A 16,988-nucleotide genomic window follows, 5' to 3' on the forward strand; every position below is an offset into this window, starting at 1 on the left:
TTCTATAATGAGCATGGCGCCGGGCCAAACCTTGCTCTAACAATGATACATGTTTCTAACGCACCTTGGCAAGTCCTTCAAAGGAACTTACAGATGAGTTGCACATGTTTACCATGCTTCTATTGGGGCTGAGTTAGACATAATAAACATACTCGTCATTCAAAAGGAGCGTGAATTTATGACTATAGTGACGCCAGAGCCCTCTACTGTAAAAAGACCCAGAAAACCTACTGCACTTTTTCTTCCAGAGCTTGTTTTCTTCGAACCGAATGCTTTAAATTACCCTAAAGGTGAAAAAATAATGGAATGGGTAAAGGCTAACAATATCCCTTATCGTATGACCACATCACATAATCGTATTATGAATTTCCCTGGTGAAACTGAGGTCGAGCAATATAAAATTGCCAAAAGAACGCTTGTTGTCGGCCTACGCAAAACTTTGAAATTTGACCAATCCAAGCCATCGGCTGATTATGCTATTCCCATTGCCACCGGCTGTATGGGGCACTGCCATTATTGCTATTTGCAGACTACCTTAGGAGCAAAGCCCTACATTCGCGTATATGTAAACACAGGTGACATTATAGATGCTGCCAAAAAATATATTGAGGAGCGCAATCCAGAAATCACCACTTTTGAAGCTGCCTGCACATCAGATCCTTTAGGACTTGAGCATATTACCGGCTCTCTGGCAGAACTAATTACATTTATGGCAAAAGAACCCCTTGGCCGTCTGCGCTTTGTGACCAAATACCAACATGTTGAACCACTGCTTGCTTTGGAGCATAACGGACATACCCGAGTTCGCTTCAGCGTCAACGCAGATTATGTAATCAAAAATTTCGAGCCTGCCACCTCCCGCTTTGAGGAGCGTATTGAAGCCGCTGGAAAGGTAGCACGGGCGGGTTATCCACTTGGCTTTATCATTGCTCCAATTATTTGGTATGACGGCTGGCAAGAAGGTTATGCTGAGCTACTGGCCAAGTTAGCCCAGACCCTTCCCCCTGAAATCGGAAAAGGACTAACCTTCGAAATGATTCAGCATCGATTCACCAAAACCGCTAAGACGGTTATAGAGAAGCGCTACCCCAAATCCAAGCTAGAAATGGACATGGAGAAGCGTAAGAAGAAATGGGGACGCTGGGGACAAAATAAATATGTCTATCCAGATGAACAGCAAACCGCCCTGCGAGAGTTTATCACAGAGCGGATATTCGAACATTTTCCAGAAGCAGGAATTGATTATTTCACTTAAAAAATGAGCCAATCTGGTGTGATTCCCTGTAGCCAAACTGTGATCCGAAACATTTGATCTGTAAAGAGCAGAACGCCCATAAATACCATGAGAACGCCACCAATCTTCATCAGCACATTTGAATATTTAAGGATACGTCTGGCTCCTCCAAGAAAGAAGGCTAAGACAAAGAATGGCAAGGCGAACCCTATGCTATAAGCCGTAATTAACGTAAACCACGTGCCAGGCTCACTGGCGGAAAGTGCGATAATCGCAGTCAGAATCGGTCCAATACATGGAGACCAGCCCGCTGAAAAACCGATCCCAAAAATAAAGGATCCCACATAACCCGCCGGCTTCCATTTTAAATCAAGCTTACGTTCGCGAAGTAGAAATTGCGGCTGAAAGATCCCAAGCAAAAATAATCCCATCACAATAATCAAAATCGCCGATAATTGCCGGATCAGATCACGCTGTCCATTAAAAAATTGTCCAAATAGTCCTGCACCAAATCCCAAGGTGTAAAAAACCGCTGAAAAACCTAAAATAAATGCCAATGTATGGGTTATTGTGCGTATACGGACCTCTTTGGTATTGCTGCCTGACTTCAATTGCTGAACGGATAATCCGGTAATATACGATAAATAAGAGGGATAAAGCGGTAAGCAGCAAGGTGATATAAACGATGCTATCCCTGCTGCTAAGGCTATTCCTGCATTGATATTAGACAAGGTAGCGGCTCTCCTTCCAGCATTCGAGTCACTTCAGGGCATACCCTATATTTTATTCGCTGTTTATGCTGGCAAACCCTTTTTACCAATCAAAGTCAACACTAATAGTGATATGAGTAAAAGCACAATGGTTGCACCAGGGGCCAGATTCCAAACTCCTGCAACCACTAGTCCGCCTACAACAGCAATTTCCGAAATGATGACGGATAGAATGACTGAGGATTTAAAGCTTCGAGATAACAATAAGCTGATGGCCACAGGAATGGTCAGTAGAGCTGATACCAGCAAAGATCCAACAATTTTAATCGCAGTACTGATTACAAGCGCCGTCAGAATGGTAATCAACATGTTAAGTAGCTTCACTGGGAGTCCGCTGACACTCGCAGCATCCTCTTCAAAGCTAAGTAAGAAGAACTCCTTAAAGAACAGAGATACTACTACTACAACTGCTATCGTTACGATCCCTACTACGATTAAATCGGTATTGTCTAGCGTATAAATGCTACCGAACAAGTAACTCATAACATCTGCATTATAACCTTTTCCTAAAGTGAAAAAGAGTGAGGCTAAAGCCACTCCGCCCGACATAATTATGGCTATCGAGAGCTCTGCATAACTCTTATAAGCCTTGCGCAGCTTCTCTATAGCGAAGGAAGCCACCACTGCAAAAATAAGACCTGCTCCCAGCGGGTAAAATCCTGTCAAAAAACCAAGTGCCACACCGGCAATCGTAACATGAGCCAGCGTATCCCCAATCATAGATAAACGTCTGAGCACAAGAAAAACGCCTATAAGCGGCGCTGTAATGCCTATCAGAAGACCGCCCGCAAGCGCTCGCTGAAAAAAATCGCTAAATAGAATTTCCAACTTTAACTCTCCTCCGTAGAACAATTGAAACATTTTTAAAAGCTTTTATTAAAATCTTTTTTTGATTCCTCCCAAACCCTCCCTCCTAAGGGAGGGCCCCAAGGGCTCTGCCCTCTGGACACCCGTCAAGTGCAACTGGCGTAGGAGGTGGGGTTACTGAACATATCCGATTCTCTATGTACGCCCCCAATAATCGAGTGTTCCCTTTTACTACCAGAGTTTAACTATGACCTAAGAGAGTGTGTGCTGCAGGTTCTCCTCTGTACAATTCTGCAAATCATGAGAATGACGGGAGAAAAAGTTAATCTTACCGTTCGTTTGCACAGGTTCATTCCCTAAGTAATTCTTAATCATGTCAATATCATGCGACACCATTAGGAATGTCATATGATGATGGGCATGCATATGTGTAATTAATTCAAAGAATCCTGCTTGTGATTCAGCATCAATACCGACTGTAGGCTCATCCAAAATCAGCAGATCCGGATGGTTGATCAACGCACGTGCTAGAAATACACGCTGCTGCTGGCCGCCCGACAGCTGGCCTACTCTTTTCTCCGCAATATCCTGTATCCGCATCACTTCTAGTGCATCTTCGCACTGACGATGCTGAGCCTTAGATACTCTTCGTATAAGATTCTTGTTGTTGTACAAACCAGATAGCACTACTTCACGCACCGTTGCTGGAAACAGCGGGTTGAAGGCGTTCTTTTGTGGAACATAACCTATCCGTTCCCAGTCTTTAAACTTGCGGACAGGCGTTCCAAATAGTTTGATTTCACCACTGCTTGCCGGTAGCAAACCGACGATCATCTTCATCAGTGTTGTTTTACCAGCGCCATTAGAACCAATGATACCAAGGAAGTCTCGTTCTCTTACACTATAGTTAAGATTCGAGATCACCTTCTGTTCACCATATGAAAAAGAAAGATCCTGTATATCGATGATATGCTGATGGCAGTCCAAGGATACCGATTGCATGCTTTAGCACCGCCTTTTCCTTATACTTTCCTTTTTATTGTAAAGCCATAATCAGATTTTGCAAATTTTTCTCCATCAAAGTGAAGTAGTTATCCCCGTTCTTTTCTTGCTCCGCAGTAAGACCCTCTACCGGATTAAGAACCATAGTAGACACACCAGCTTCAGCCGCTAACGTCTTAGCCAGTTTATCGGAGACAAGCTCTTCAAAAAAGATGTATTGAATCTTCTCCTCTTTAACCATCTTCGCCAGGTTTACTAAATCCTGTCCACGCGGCTCAGCGTCTGGGGATAATCCCATAATCGCATGCTGCTCAAGCTTATAGTCACGGGCAAGATAGGCAAAAGCTTGGTGCGAAACTACAATTTTGTGGTTAGGCAGCTTGGTAAGCTCCTGTTCAAATTTACTATCCAAAGCCTGTAAACGTTCAGCAAGCTTATTGTAACGCTCTTCATAACCATCTTTATGCTCAGGGTCCACAGATTGAAGGCTTTCTTTTATATTGCGCGCCATGATGATCGCTGATTTCGGACTTACCCAGGTATGTGGGTCCGTATGAAGGCTGTCCTCAGAAGAATGGCTATTATGATCAGCATCATCTTCGTGATGATCCTCTTCGCCGCTTCCCCCATGATCATGTCCGTCATCTTCATCGGTCATTATTAAATCAATACCTTTACTTACTTCAACAGCTTCCACTTTACTGCTGCTATCAAGTCCTTTTAGAAAATTAGGAACCCATCCCTCAAGCCCTGCTCCATTGTACAAGAACAATTGCGCTTTGGAGGTATTGACAATATCCTGACTGCGTGGTGTCCAATCATGCGGCTCTACACCAACCGGAAGAAGATTAATAGCATTTATATCATCTCCACCAATTTCCCGAGTAAACTCATAAATAGGATAAAAAGTAGTTACAACATTTACTTTCCCTTCAACTATACTTCCACTGCTCTTAGGTCCACATGCAGTGAGTGTAAATACAAGCACCAATGCAAGTATAAGCAGACTTATTCGTGACTTCATAGCAACCATTAAATTGATCTCCCTCTCAAATCGTAATCTTTACTATTAGAAGTATAATAGTAATCATTACGATAAGTCAACAATAAATCCTAATAAGATGATTCTGAATTTTATCCCTGCTTTTACGTTGAAAAAAGGAATGTTCCCACAGCCTAGCTGGCTGAAGGAGCATTCCCTTTCTTATATAACAATTACATATATAGATTCTACATAACGAATCTTACTTCACAATAGCTCCATTTGGCATGCTATCTGGAACTGTGGCGATGGTTAACTGATCACCTTTAGAAGCCGCTAAAATCATCCCTTGGGACAATTCTCCGCGCAGTTTCACTGGCTTCAGGTTCACAATACAAATCACTTTTTGGCCTACCAGCTCTTCCGGTGTGTAAAACTTCGCGATACCAGAAACGACTTGACGCTGCTCATAACCTAGATCCAGCTGCAGCTTCAGCAGCTTGTCGGCTTTCTTCACAGGCTCAGCTGCAATGACCTGAGCTACCCGAAGCTCAGCCTTGGCGAAATCGTCGATGCCGATCTCTTCTTTATGCTCTTCCTCAGGCTCGGATACCACAGGAGCCGCAGGTGCTGCTTCGGTCGCTTCAGTAGCCGGTTTACCAGCGCCCATGGCTTCGGCGATATAAGCTACCTCTTGCTCCACATCCAGGCGTGGAAAGATTGGATTGCCTTTCACCAGCTTTGTTCCTGCCGGAATCAGACCAAAGGTCTTGCCGCTGTCCCATGTCGTTAATTCACCAACTTCGATGCCAAGCTGTTCCCAAATCTTCGCTGGGGTTTGCGTCAAGAACGGCTGCAGTAAAATGGAAGCGGTGCGAAGACCTTCCACAAGATGTCTCATTACGGAAGCCAACTCAGCTGTTCTGCTCTCATCCTTAGCAAGCACCCAAGGCTGTGTCTCATCAATATATTTATTGGTGCGGCTGATAAAGATCCCGATCGCTGTTAGCGCTACGGAGAACTCCATTTTTTCCATCGCTTCTTCTACTTTGGCATAAGTATTCTCTGCCGCAGCTTGAAGCTCACCATCAAATGCTGTTACATTTCCTTCATACGCTGGAAGCTCTCCACCGAAATACTTCTCTACCATCGCACCTGTCCGGTTCAACAGGTTACCAAGGTCATTAGCAAGATCATAGTTAACCCGATCTACAAAGCTTTCCGGTGTGAATGTACCATCCGAACCAAATGGTACTTCCCGTAGCAGGTAATAACGAAGTGCATCCAGGCCGTAACGATCAATTAATGTAACTGGATCTACTACGTTCCCTTTGGATTTTGACATTTTGCCATCCTTCATGAGCAGCCAACCATGAGCAAATACCTTTTTCGGAAGAGGCTCACCCAGCGCCATTAGAATGATTGGCCAGTAAATCGTATGGAAACGGACGATTTCTTTGCCGACAATATGCACATCAGCAGGCCAGAAATTATCGTACAGACTACGATCCTCGGAACCGTAACCCAAAGCAGTAATGTAATTTGTCAATGCATCGATCCATACGTACACTACATGCTTTTCATCGCCTTTAACCTTAACACCCCAATCGAAAGTCGTACGGGAAACCGCAAGATCCTCCAGACCAGGCTTGATAAAGTTGTTGATCATTTCGTTTTTACGGGATTCCGGCAAAATAAACTCCGGATTCTCCTCATAAAATTGCAGCAATCGATCTGCATATTTACTCATCCGGAAGAAATAACTCGCTTCCTTCACCAGTTCAACCGGATGACCGCTATCAGGGCTTTTTGCACCAATGATTACGCCATTGTCATCTCGAACGATATCAACCAATTGTGTTTCTGTATAGAAGGTTTCATCCGGAATACTGTACCAGCCTTCATATTCGCCTTTATAGATGTCACCTTGCTTGAGCAGTCGATCAAAAATATCCTGAACAACCTTTTTATGACGCTCTTCCGTTGTACGGATGAAGTCATCATTGGAGATGTCTAGCTTGCGCCATAATTCCTTAATGCCAACAACGATGTCATCTACGAACTGCTGAGGGGTTTTACCTGCTTCCTCTGCCTTCCGTTCAATCTTTTGACCATGCTCGTCTGTACCTGTAAGATACCTTACATCATAGCCGCGTAGACGTTTGTAGCGGGCCATTGCATCTCCAGCTACGGTAGAATAAGCATGTCCGATATGCAGCTTATCACTCGGATAGTAGATAGGTGTAGTTAAGTAAAAAGTTTTCTTTTCGCTCATTGATTAATCATCCTTTCTTTCATAAAAAGACAAAAAACTCCCGCCCCTTTAATGGGGCGAGAGTATAACTCACGCGATACCACCCAAATTTCCTGTCTCTTCACAGAGATCAGGCTTCGCCAGTTCCCTCTCGGGAACTGTCCATTAACGCTGGAACACGCCGTTATCTTACGTGAACCTCAATTGCAGTTCCCGCTCGAACACAGTTCCTCCCGGACCATATTCAATCTAACGCTCCATACCGGCTTTCAGCTCGTTCCGGCTCTCTGTAATGGGCGTACCGATTTACTCATCCGTTCCTCGGAATTCATACTATTACCTGTGAATATACCCAATGGTAAGGGCTCGTGTCAAGTCGCGCGAGCAGAATCCTTCTTCGTGGGGTGTTCCTCAAGAGGCGGAACCGGATCAAGTCCCCCTGGATTGAAGGGATGGCATCTAGCAATCCGCTTGGCAGCAAGCCATGAACCTTTAAGTGGACCATGGACTTCAATAGCTTCTAGTGCATAGGCAGAGCAGGTTGGATAGAAGCGACAAGTGGCAGGCTTAATCGGGGAAATGTACTTGCGGTACACCCGAATGGGAGCCTGGATCGTTCTACGAAGGGTCGCCATTCTTAGACCCCTTTTTTGCGATTAGCTGCTGCGACTAGTTCTTCTTCCCGGTTCTCTTCACATTCCTTGCAATAACCGAACACCTCAAATTTATGCTTGACTACCCGGAATTGATCAGGAGTATCCGTTAAATTCATCGGGCAGAAATTAATCGGGTAGGTTTTCTCGCATTGAAGGCAGATCATATGATGATGGTGATCCTGATGATTACAGCTTCCCTTGAATTTCACTCCGTCTTCAAAGACGATTTGTTCAAGTACACCAAGCTCTTCCATTACACGCAGATTGCGGTACACGGTATCAAAGCTAAGTCCGCTATACTTGCGGCCCATATGCTCATAGACATCCTTCGCTGACAAATAACCCTTATTCTCGCCGAATAACTTGGCAAGCGTTTTGCGTTGGTCGGTGATTCGCAGACCTTGCCCCGACATGACCTCTAATATTTGTTCTGTCGACAGCATACGCTCATCTCCCATTAGATTTCAGTTCATTTCATTTATGCTTCACTCTCTTAATAATGCCCCAAAATAAATGCCCCGTCAATGAAACAACCAAGTGTATGAGCGTTCATCAGAGTAAAATCATACATTTAAATACAAAAAGTCCAGCTGAGTATTCCTTTGCGGAATATTCAGCCGGACTTTTATTTCAGGTGAATCCCAAATAACTTAATGGATGGACCTATTTTGTTATTTCTTCGCTGGCAGCGGTGTAACCAGGAAATTCACCGGCAAGTTACTACCAGAAGCTGCTGTGAACAAAATCTCCACGGAGCCGCCATAATCGCCAGTACGATAAATCACACTGTTCATGTCAGCACTAGAGAGACTTCCTGAATTCGGCATTTGTACGATTTGACCATTAACCATAACTGGTCCCATGTAATTACCGCCACGTGGATTAAACGTAATCAATGAATTAGGTGCAACACGGTCGAATTTGATTTTGTATAACACACCAAAATTACCTGCATTGGATGCTTCAGTACCATTCATTGGGTCTACACCGGTCAAATTCAAATCACTCGAATTGTCACCGAGAAGAAGTCTCGCAGGAGTTGTTCCTACTTCGTCGGTAACCGTGATGATGCGTGTAGAATCAGCATAAGTTCCTCGGTTATGCACCCCATCACGATCCAATATTGGAAGTGTAGGAAGTGTAGTTAGAGGATCTTTATTCGCTTCGATCATCATGACATTATATTCAATAGGATAATCGCTAAACAAATCCGCTTGGAGGGATACAATCTCGCCTGGTTTCATTGCAATTTTGTTTAGATCCGTAAGAATCGAGACGCTTTCTCCTGGTTGAAGGACCGTTGTCTTATAATGTTCCCTAGTAATCATAGACTTCCAGTAACGTTCCACAGACATTTTACCAGTGCCTTCTGGAAATGAACTTGGACCGCCAAAGCCTACATACTCTGTTGTAATTGTCGTAGGGTACAGATTGTTATTCTTAGCAATCACATACACCTTCGTTTTAATATTCATATTATTCTTATGGTGGACCAAGAAGCGAGTTCCGCCGAATGATGTTTCTTTATATGTGATTCCTTCCGTATTCACTGTTTCTGGACTATTACTGCGAATAAGGTTATATGGCTCAGAAGAAAGATTATAGGCTACCTTCTGCCAAGTTGGAACCATCGATCCGTCGATGTTAAATACGCTACCCGGAGCACCGAATAATCTATAGAAATCTTCTTTACTGTACAAGATTTCATCTGAAATATTAATGGTTTTCTCAAAAGTGCTGATTGCGCCATGTGAATCTTTGACTTGAATAGCGACTGTTGCTGGACCTGGTGTAAAGAAAGCTTCTGCTTTGTTCGTCCAAGTCACTTCAATTGGATCACCGTCTGGGTCGCTGCTTAGATCCGAATAAGTGATCATTTCACCCATCTTGTAAGAATCTTTGTCTGTCGTGAAATTAGCGACTGGCGGTGTATTTGGTTTTAGTACGTTGATGGTCACAGAGTAAGGATCACTCCACTGTCCATTCGCATCCATAACGGAATAGGATACTACATAAAATCCTGGTGTATCATAGACATCTTGCTTATTTCCTTCCCAGCGTTCATCGACAATGGCCGTACCATTCGGTGAAGAGCTGGAAGTCACAAAATTCACAGGATCACCAGCATAAATTTCAGTTGGCACTGTAAAAGAAGCTTTTGGCTTCGTGTTCAGCGTAAGAATTACTCGTTTTTGCACATTATCAACGGTATAAGGAATGCCTAATGCCCCGGTGATGGACGTCAAAGGAACCATGAATGTACCATTAGTTTGGTAAGCTGGACCTTTCATCGTCACATTTTTACCATTAACGGAATAGATCTTACTGTCCGTTTTAAAGCGCATTACGTCGCTTCCTTTGGTAACAATGGTCTCTTTCGTTTTATAATCGTAAATGTATTTCACACCTACGCGTTCTACCATAGCTCGGATCGAAACGTATGAGACGCCATTCTTCACGGCCATTGGCTGATTAGCCAAATACTCAACGCCGTTTTGGTACATTTTGTTGCTGTTCATCATAAGTACAAGCTGATTACTAGCTGCAGCACGAACACCATCCGTTGGTGTAGGTTGTGTAGTGGTTTCAGGTGTTGCACTTGGGAGTGGTGTAGCAGTTGGTGCAGTTGTTGCTGTAGGTTCGGATGTTGTTGTCGGTTCAGTTGTTGTCGTCGGTTCAGCTGTTGCCCCAGGCATTGGAGTTGGTGTAGGTGATACGACTCCCCCTGGTACCTCAGTTGGCATTGGCGGCAATGGGTCAGTAGCTTCTGGCATTACATCCGTCGCGGATGTGGCAGCTGCTCCTACTGCATTGGTATTACCTGAGGTACTATTGACAGATTCAGCAAAAGCCGGCACTGCCGAGGCGGCCTGAGATATGGCCAAAACAGCAACTAACGTTAATTTCTTCAAATCCATGATATGACTCCTCTGCTCCTATTTGTAAATATAAGTAGGTCTCTGTCTTTTTCATACTCCTCTTATATTCCCCGCAAAAACGCAACCGCTCTCAGCGGAGCGGAAGAATTGCTTTTTGCCACGTTCGTTATAACAAAACATAGTATTAGACGCATCCGACCGCAAAAAGTTTCATTTTAAAGTAAAGAAAGATTAACCCAGTATTAAAACAAGCAAAAACAACCTTTCATCCGCTACCCGAAAAATATGAGATTATCCATATAAATATGTGTATTTTACGGCAAGGTATATTCGCTTTCATTTGCTTTTGTTACAATGTATGGAAGAATATCTTTTCATGCGGGTGATGACATGTCCAAGAAAATCTCCATCCTCGTTCAATTAATCATGGGTTTCTCACTGATCATTTTCACTATCGTAGCCTTTACGATTTTTTTGTCCTACCGATCGTCATCCCAAGCCGTTCTTAACCGGTCGAACCAATATATTCTGGAGTCCGTCAAACAGCTTCAAGGTAAAATGGACGCTATCCTTCAAGATAACGACAAACTCTCTTCTACGATCATGTTCAGTCCCTTGATTCAAGAAACACTAGGAGACTTAGCAGAATCCCGCACACCTCCTACTGACGCTATGGATATCACCCGCTACATCGATCAACAGACACGTTCCATCAATTATGACATCCAGTTCAAGTTGCTCGGACTTTCAGATAATCAGGTATATACCAATAGCAGCTCCTTAAAAGTAATCTGGGACAGCGAGAGAGAAATCCGCGGCGCCTATTGGTTTCCAGCTATAGCCCAGAATAACGGCCGTATGCTCTGGTTTGGTGTAGATGTATGGCAGAACGGCACGATCCCTGTGGTCATGGGAGCTAGGCAAATTAATGATTGGAATGATTTAAATCGGCTAGGAACCCTATTTCTCGTCCTTCCTGTGGAGGTTATCCATAACGCTGTCAGCCAATTTCATCTTGGTAAGAATGAGAAAATTCAAATTGTTGATTCCTTCAACACCATTGTTTATTCCACCGATCCAGATGAGATAGGTCTGTATATGGATGATAGAATTCTAAGTCAATTCAGTAATCATAAAGCACGAATCATCCCAAATACCATAAACTCCCGCAATATGTTCGTATCCTACGCTTATTCCCCCTACAGCGAGTGGAGCATTTTTGCTTACATTGATTCTAAAGAAGCTGTTAAAGATTTAAATGGCATTCGCAGAAATATTATTTTAATTGGCCTGCTCGGGATGGCCGCAGCGTTATTATTTACCTTCTTTTTCTCGTGGACACTGTCTAAGCCGCTTCGTAATCTCGCAACCAAGCTAAGCAACGTTGAACGCGGAACCACGCTACCGTTTGTAAAAACAACCATGAATAAAGAAATGGCTATCCTATACTCAAGCTATAATTCCATGCTTCAAAACCTAGACCATACGATTGCTGACCTCTCAAGCAAACAAATCAGTGAAAAACAAGCTCAGATCGTAGCTCTTAAAGCACAGTTTCGCCCTCATTTTCTCTACAATACATTGAACACCATCTATTGGTCACTGGCTAATAAACATATGCGAGAAGAGTCACAGATGGTTATTGCACTAAGCGATTTGCTTCGATACAGCATTGATCGTGGATCGGAATTTGTTACGGTTGATGAGGATTTACAACAACTAGAAAGGTTCATTTACCTGCAAAAACTACGCTACGAGGACAAACTACAGGTTGATCTGCACGTGAATCCTGAGGTCATGAATAGGCAGCTTATGAAGCTAACCCTTCAGCCCCTTGTAGAGAATGCTATCACGCATGGACTTGAACCTACACTACGCGAAGTATGGCTTATACGTATTCGGGCCTATAGTGAAGGCAACTCACTTGTGCTAACAGTAGAAGATAACGGAGAAGGCATGAGCGAGGCAAGAATGGAAGAGGCCTTAATCAGCGGCGAGGTTAATCCGGAGAAGCTGCTCCACACGGGTATCGGTCTCTCCAATCTGAATCATCGTATAGAACTAATCTATGGATATGGATTTGGCCTTCATTTATCAACCAGCGAGCTCGGAGGCTTACTCGTAAAAGTCACTGTTCCATTACAGTTCGATCAAGGGTAGGGGGCGAAGTGATGAAAGTGTTAATTGTTGACGACGAAAGTTTTGTCCGACGATCCCTGTCAGAAATGCTGGGAAGTGCGAACCATAATTTTAGCATCATTGGTTCAGTAGAGAACGGATTAGAAGCGATACAACTGTTAAAAGAGCAGGCAATTGACCTTGTAATATCAGACATACGTATGCCTGGCATGGATGGACTCGAGCTTTCTAAGCATATCCATGAATGTTACCCTGACACCGAGACGATACTGCTCACTGGTTATCAGGATTTCTCCTATGCCAGCCAAGCCATAAGGTACGGTGTACGAGAATATCTGGTCAAGCCAAATTCAGTTGAAAATATCCTCGAAGTCGTAACAAGTGTGTATGAACGTCTGGAATTGAAGAAGCAACACAGGCAAGTCTCGCAGCTGCGAGAAAAGAATCTTCGGGAGAAACGCCTTTCTGATCTACTTTATGGCATTCCATTACCCTACTTTGAAGAACAGCTCATACCTCCCTTTCATTCTTTTGTCATCATTACTGTAAATCACCTAGGTGATGTTATGCCACAGTACTGGTCTGAACAAGCGATGTATGCGGCCGTAATCAATATATTAGAAGAGTGTTTTTCGCTTTACGCTAATGTTGTCGGCATTCAAGAGGAGCAAGAAGCGATAATCATGTTGTTTTATCCCGATGAACAATCCGAAAGAATCGATGAGGCGCTAACTCAGGAAATGATGATTAAGCTGTCTAGCCTCTTGAAATCGCCTTTCAGCGCGGGTGTCTCCAACCCTCACTATGATCTTGGAGCCCTCGCAACAGCTTATCATGAGAGCCTGCAGGCATGCCAACAGCTCAAAAAGGATAGTACCCGACCCGTTATCTATTATAGTGATGTATCCATGTGCTCAGCTTCTCCTCAGCTTACGGAACAACTACAGGTGAAGGCTACACGCAGGGTAATCTCTATGATGATTGAGGCTATGAATTCGCGACTCCAAGAGAACCTCTCTCTCAAAATGATTGCAGATGAATTATACATGAATCCAACCTATCTGGGCCGTCTGTTCAAAGACGATGTAGGAGAATGCTTCTCTAGTTTTCTTACCAAGCTTCGTATTCAAAAAGCGATAGAACTGCTAAATAATGTTACGCTCAAAGTTTACGAAGTTAGCGAATTAGTTGGCTTTAAAGATCCTGCGTACTTCAGCCTCATATTCAAGAAATACATGGGTATGACTCCTCAGGAATTTCAGAAGCACAACAAATAAAGACGAGGTGTGTTCTCTTGCATGTGAATGCTAAGTTGTTGACTATCCTGTTAAGCTTTGGATTGCTGCTTCATACAAGCGGTTGCCAGATCTCTCCTTCTAAGGAAGATATCGACCTTCAAGACCCGATCCAGCTGAACATCTGGCTTACGGCTGGATCAGGTCTTGAGCCGCTTATAGCAGAGTATCAATTGCAGCATCCCGAGCTAGAAATCCATATTCAGACCTCAACCTCCACGCAGCTTCCCGCCAAGCTGCAAACTTCATTCGCAGCAGGATATAGTTCCCCTGATGTGGCGGCCATTGATATTAGCTATTTGGATCGTTTCAAGCAGTTCCCCGATTATTTTTATAATCTAACAACATTTGGAGCGAATGATCTAAAGAATCAATTTCTGAGTTGGAAATGGCAGGAGGTGCTCGGTAATGATTTTATCTTCGGATTACCGACTGATATTGGTCCCTATGCTATGTTGTATCGGACTGACATCTTCGCGTTATCTGGACTCCCTACCAAACCTGAAGAAGTAGCAAAGCGAATCCAAACTTGGGACCAATTCCTCAAGGCCGGCACTAGAGTCCATGAGGCAACAGGCAAAGCCTTTGTCAATGACTTAGAGAATCTTTATCTAACCCTTCTGCGTCAGTCCAAGCTTCAATATTACAGCCCCACTTCCCAAGAGCTGATCATAGGAAATAATCCAGCAGTAAAAGGGGCCTGGGACTTTGCAATTCAAGCTCTGAAGCTGAATTTATCCGCAGGTATTGCTGTAGATACACAGCGCTGGGGCGCAGGTCTGCTAAACGGCGACTTTGCAGTGATGCTCTGTCCGGCTTGGATGATTGATCATATCAAAAGTAGTGCTCCAACAGCCAGCGGATTATGGAATGTAACGACCATCCCAGGAAATAGCGCTAATCGAGGAGGTTCCGTCCTTACCTTGCCTAGAACAGGCAGTCATCCAGAGGAGTCATTCGCGCTTATCAAATGGTTAACCGAGCCCGCACAACAGCTAATTTCATTTAAGTCAGAAGGGGCATTTCCCTCCACGCCCGAAATTTATGACGATCCCGAGATCCATGACCTGTCTGATCCCTATTTTCCTAATTCTGAGGTTGGACGTGTCCTCTCTACAGCAGCACAAGAAGTAGTTCCCACCTACTACGGTCCGCACCACGCCGATGTAGAAACAAATATGCTCGAGTATTTAACCAAAGCCGAGCAAGGTAAGCTAGATCCCGAGCAGGCTTGGTCACTTGCCATTCAGGTAGTGCAAAAAATAGATACTTCTTTCCGCTAACCTATTCACCAAGCGTACAATAAAGGCTATCCCCAGCGCATTAATCATGCCGGGGATAGCCTTTTAGTTTCATTTAAAGTATTTATTTTTGAGCAGCCAAGAAAGCATCTAGTTGTTTTTGTTTCTCTGCAATAATCTTATCAAGTCCGGCTTTCTTCAGCTTGTCGGCGTACTTAGTCAATACGGTATCGGGATCAACAGAACCCGTATCCAAACTGATGTCATATTCATCCATAACAGCTTTACAAGCTGCCATTTCAGTCTTCATAGAGGATGCGTCGAAGTTAAAACCGAGCGCAACGGAAGCTTTACCTTTGGAGTTGAAGGCCTTGAATTGCTCCCATTTGTCTGGAGCTTCACTTTCCCATACAGGATTCAGGAATTGGCTTCCAAGCATCCAGGCAGCAGCGGTATTATAGTCACCCGTTTTGTCTGTAGCTTTAATCGTATCACCGCTAACGACATCATAATGGACACCTTTTACACCAAATACGAGCAGATTATTGATTTCTTTATCCGTGTGCAAAAGATCTAATACCATCATGGCACGAGCTGGATCACCCGAGGAAGCGGAGATCGCTAACATTGATCCTGCTGCATCACTAGTAGAAATCGTCGGTTCGTTAAAAGCAATTTGTTTCAGTTTTCCAACCAAACCTGTAGCATTAGCCAATTCACTATCTTTACCAGGTTTAAGTGATTGTACTGTCATAAAGACATTACCGGCCTTCATTGCATCTTGTGTAGAATTTGTAGCCACGGCCGCATCTTTGTTAATATAACCTTTCTTCATATATTCACGAGTAAGCTTGATGATTTCTTTATAACGATCCAGTTCAATCATGGATTGAATTTTAGTATCCGATGAATCCTTAAGCAGAACGCCCGGAATTGAAGCATCACCAAGCGTATCGTACTGCGCCATGTACTGGGAGTTAAAGGTCTCTCCTTGCTTGAAGTACAGTGGAGTTAGGTCAGGTCTCTTCTCCTTTACGACTTTGAGCACGGCATCCAAATCTTGAATGGTCTTTACATTCGACATATCAATACCCAGTTCATCAGCAATATCGGAGCGATAAACGATCCCGCCTTGTGCTGCTAGCTCCTTATTTGTAGGAACGGCATAATTCACACCATTGATCGCAGAACCTTTTAAGAATTGCGGGTCGAGATTTTTAAGAATCCCTTGGCCATATTCGTTCAATAGATTACCGTACTTGCCGTTATCATCATTAAGTGGGAGGTAAGCACCTTTAGCTGAATTGGTTACATAATTTTTCCATTGGGCTGTAAAAATAATATCGAATTTTTCCTGACTGGCAATCTTCAGATTAACATCATTGTCCCATGGACCCCAGTCGATCGGTGCGATATCCAATTTGGCGTTAATTTTAGGTTCCAGAAGCTTATTGATAGCGTCTTCTACAACCTGCTCATCCTTTTGAACGGCACCGACATAGATTAACTTAACAGTATAAGGATCTAATTTCTTCTCCGGTTCAGCTGTAGGATCTGCAGCGGGCTCATCTGTTGCCACAGCATTGGTAGCGGTTGCATTTTCACTTGGCGCTGGTGAGGCTCCTTCATTATTCCCGTTATTCCCTCCGCATCCAGCTAAGCTAAGACTGAGTACTACGATAAGCATCAGCGTTAAAAGTGTGCTTGTTCGAATAGCCTTCATGTACAC

Annotated in this window: 13 protein-coding genes and 1 other annotated feature; of the genes, 4 read left to right on the forward strand and 9 right to left on the reverse strand. The window is 43.7% G+C overall.

Annotated elements, in window-relative coordinates; all coding sequences use genetic code 11:
* The first annotated feature begins 178 nt into the window (after positions 1-178).
* Complete coding sequence (gene splB / locus MKY19_RS21970) at positions 179-1,255, forward strand: spore photoproduct lyase (protein ID WP_339266333.1); 1,077 nt, start codon at positions 179-181, stop codon at positions 1,253-1,255.
* Here splB and MKY19_RS21975 read toward each other — a convergent pair.
* From MKY19_RS21975 to MKY19_RS22010, 8 genes are all read right to left on the reverse strand, one after another.
* Positions 1,252-1,965, reverse strand: a complete 714-nt coding sequence (locus MKY19_RS21975) for a cytochrome c biogenesis CcdA family protein (RefSeq protein ID WP_339797658.1) — start codon at positions 1,963-1,965, stop codon at positions 1,252-1,254. The two genes, splB and MKY19_RS21975, sit on opposite strands and share 4 nt — an antisense overlap.
* A gap of 63 nt (positions 1,966-2,028) precedes the next feature.
* The gene (locus MKY19_RS21980; protein ID WP_042194307.1) at positions 2,029-2,832 is read right to left on the reverse strand and encodes a metal ABC transporter permease; all 804 of its coding nucleotides are present in this window, start codon (positions 2,830-2,832) and stop codon (positions 2,029-2,031) included.
* 231 nt (positions 2,833-3,063) lie between these two features.
* On the reverse strand, positions 3,064-3,813 hold the full coding sequence (locus MKY19_RS21985) for a metal ABC transporter ATP-binding protein (protein ID WP_042190495.1): 750 nt from the start codon (positions 3,811-3,813) through the stop codon (positions 3,064-3,066).
* Between the two features lie 34 nt (positions 3,814-3,847).
* Complete coding sequence (locus MKY19_RS21990; RefSeq protein WP_339266336.1) at positions 3,848-4,837, reverse strand: zinc ABC transporter substrate-binding protein; 990 nt, start codon at positions 4,835-4,837, stop codon at positions 3,848-3,850.
* Positions 4,838-5,057: 220 nt separating this feature from the next.
* Positions 5,058-7,070: a methionine--tRNA ligase gene (metG, locus tag MKY19_RS21995; RefSeq protein ID WP_339797662.1), complete on the reverse strand. Its 2,013-nt coding sequence runs from the start codon at positions 7,068-7,070 to the stop codon at positions 5,058-5,060.
* A gap of 49 nt (positions 7,071-7,119) precedes the next feature.
* Positions 7,120-7,380: a binding site (T-box leader), on the reverse strand.
* 40 nt (positions 7,381-7,420) lie between these two features.
* Positions 7,421-7,684, reverse strand: coding sequence for a membrane protein insertion efficiency factor YidD (gene yidD, locus MKY19_RS22000; protein WP_042190501.1), 264 nt, complete (start codon positions 7,682-7,684; stop codon positions 7,421-7,423).
* A 2-nt stretch (positions 7,685-7,686) separates the two neighbouring features.
* Complete coding sequence (locus MKY19_RS22005) at positions 7,687-8,148, reverse strand: Fur family transcriptional regulator (RefSeq protein ID WP_042190503.1); 462 nt, start codon at positions 8,146-8,148, stop codon at positions 7,687-7,689.
* A 228-nt stretch (positions 8,149-8,376) separates the two neighbouring features.
* Positions 8,377-10,623, reverse strand: coding sequence for a stalk domain-containing protein (locus MKY19_RS22010; protein WP_339797665.1), 2,247 nt, complete (start codon positions 10,621-10,623; stop codon positions 8,377-8,379).
* 351 nt (positions 10,624-10,974) lie between these two features.
* Here MKY19_RS22010 and MKY19_RS22015 point away from each other — a divergent pair, with 351 nt between their 5' ends.
* From MKY19_RS22015 to MKY19_RS22025, 3 genes are read left to right on the forward strand one after another with little or no spacing between them, the layout of a single operon-like run.
* On the forward strand, positions 10,975-12,744 hold the full coding sequence (locus MKY19_RS22015) for a sensor histidine kinase (protein WP_339797668.1): 1,770 nt from the start codon (positions 10,975-10,977) through the stop codon (positions 12,742-12,744).
* 11 nt (positions 12,745-12,755) lie between these two features.
* Positions 12,756-14,000 carry a response regulator gene (locus MKY19_RS22020; RefSeq protein WP_076300850.1) on the forward strand — a complete coding sequence of 415 codons (1,245 nt, stop codon included), beginning with the start codon at positions 12,756-12,758 and terminating at the stop codon, positions 13,998-14,000.
* A gap of 23 nt (positions 14,001-14,023) precedes the next feature.
* Entirely contained in the window at positions 14,024-15,301 is a 1,278-nt protein-coding gene (locus MKY19_RS22025; protein ID WP_339266341.1) for an extracellular solute-binding protein, read from the forward strand.
* An 82-nt stretch (positions 15,302-15,383) separates the two neighbouring features.
* Here the strand turns inward: MKY19_RS22025 and MKY19_RS22030 are convergent, their stop codons facing one another.
* A complete protein-coding gene (locus MKY19_RS22030) occupies positions 15,384-16,982 on the reverse strand; it encodes an ABC transporter substrate-binding protein (RefSeq protein ID WP_339266343.1) in 1,599 nt (532 codons plus the stop codon).
* Positions 16,983-16,988 lie beyond the last annotated feature (6 nt).

The sequence above is a fragment of the Paenibacillus sp. FSL R5-0744 genome (assembly GCF_037972555.1).
In the GTDB taxonomy this organism is placed as follows: Bacteria; Bacillota; Bacilli; order Paenibacillales; family Paenibacillaceae; genus Paenibacillus_AQ.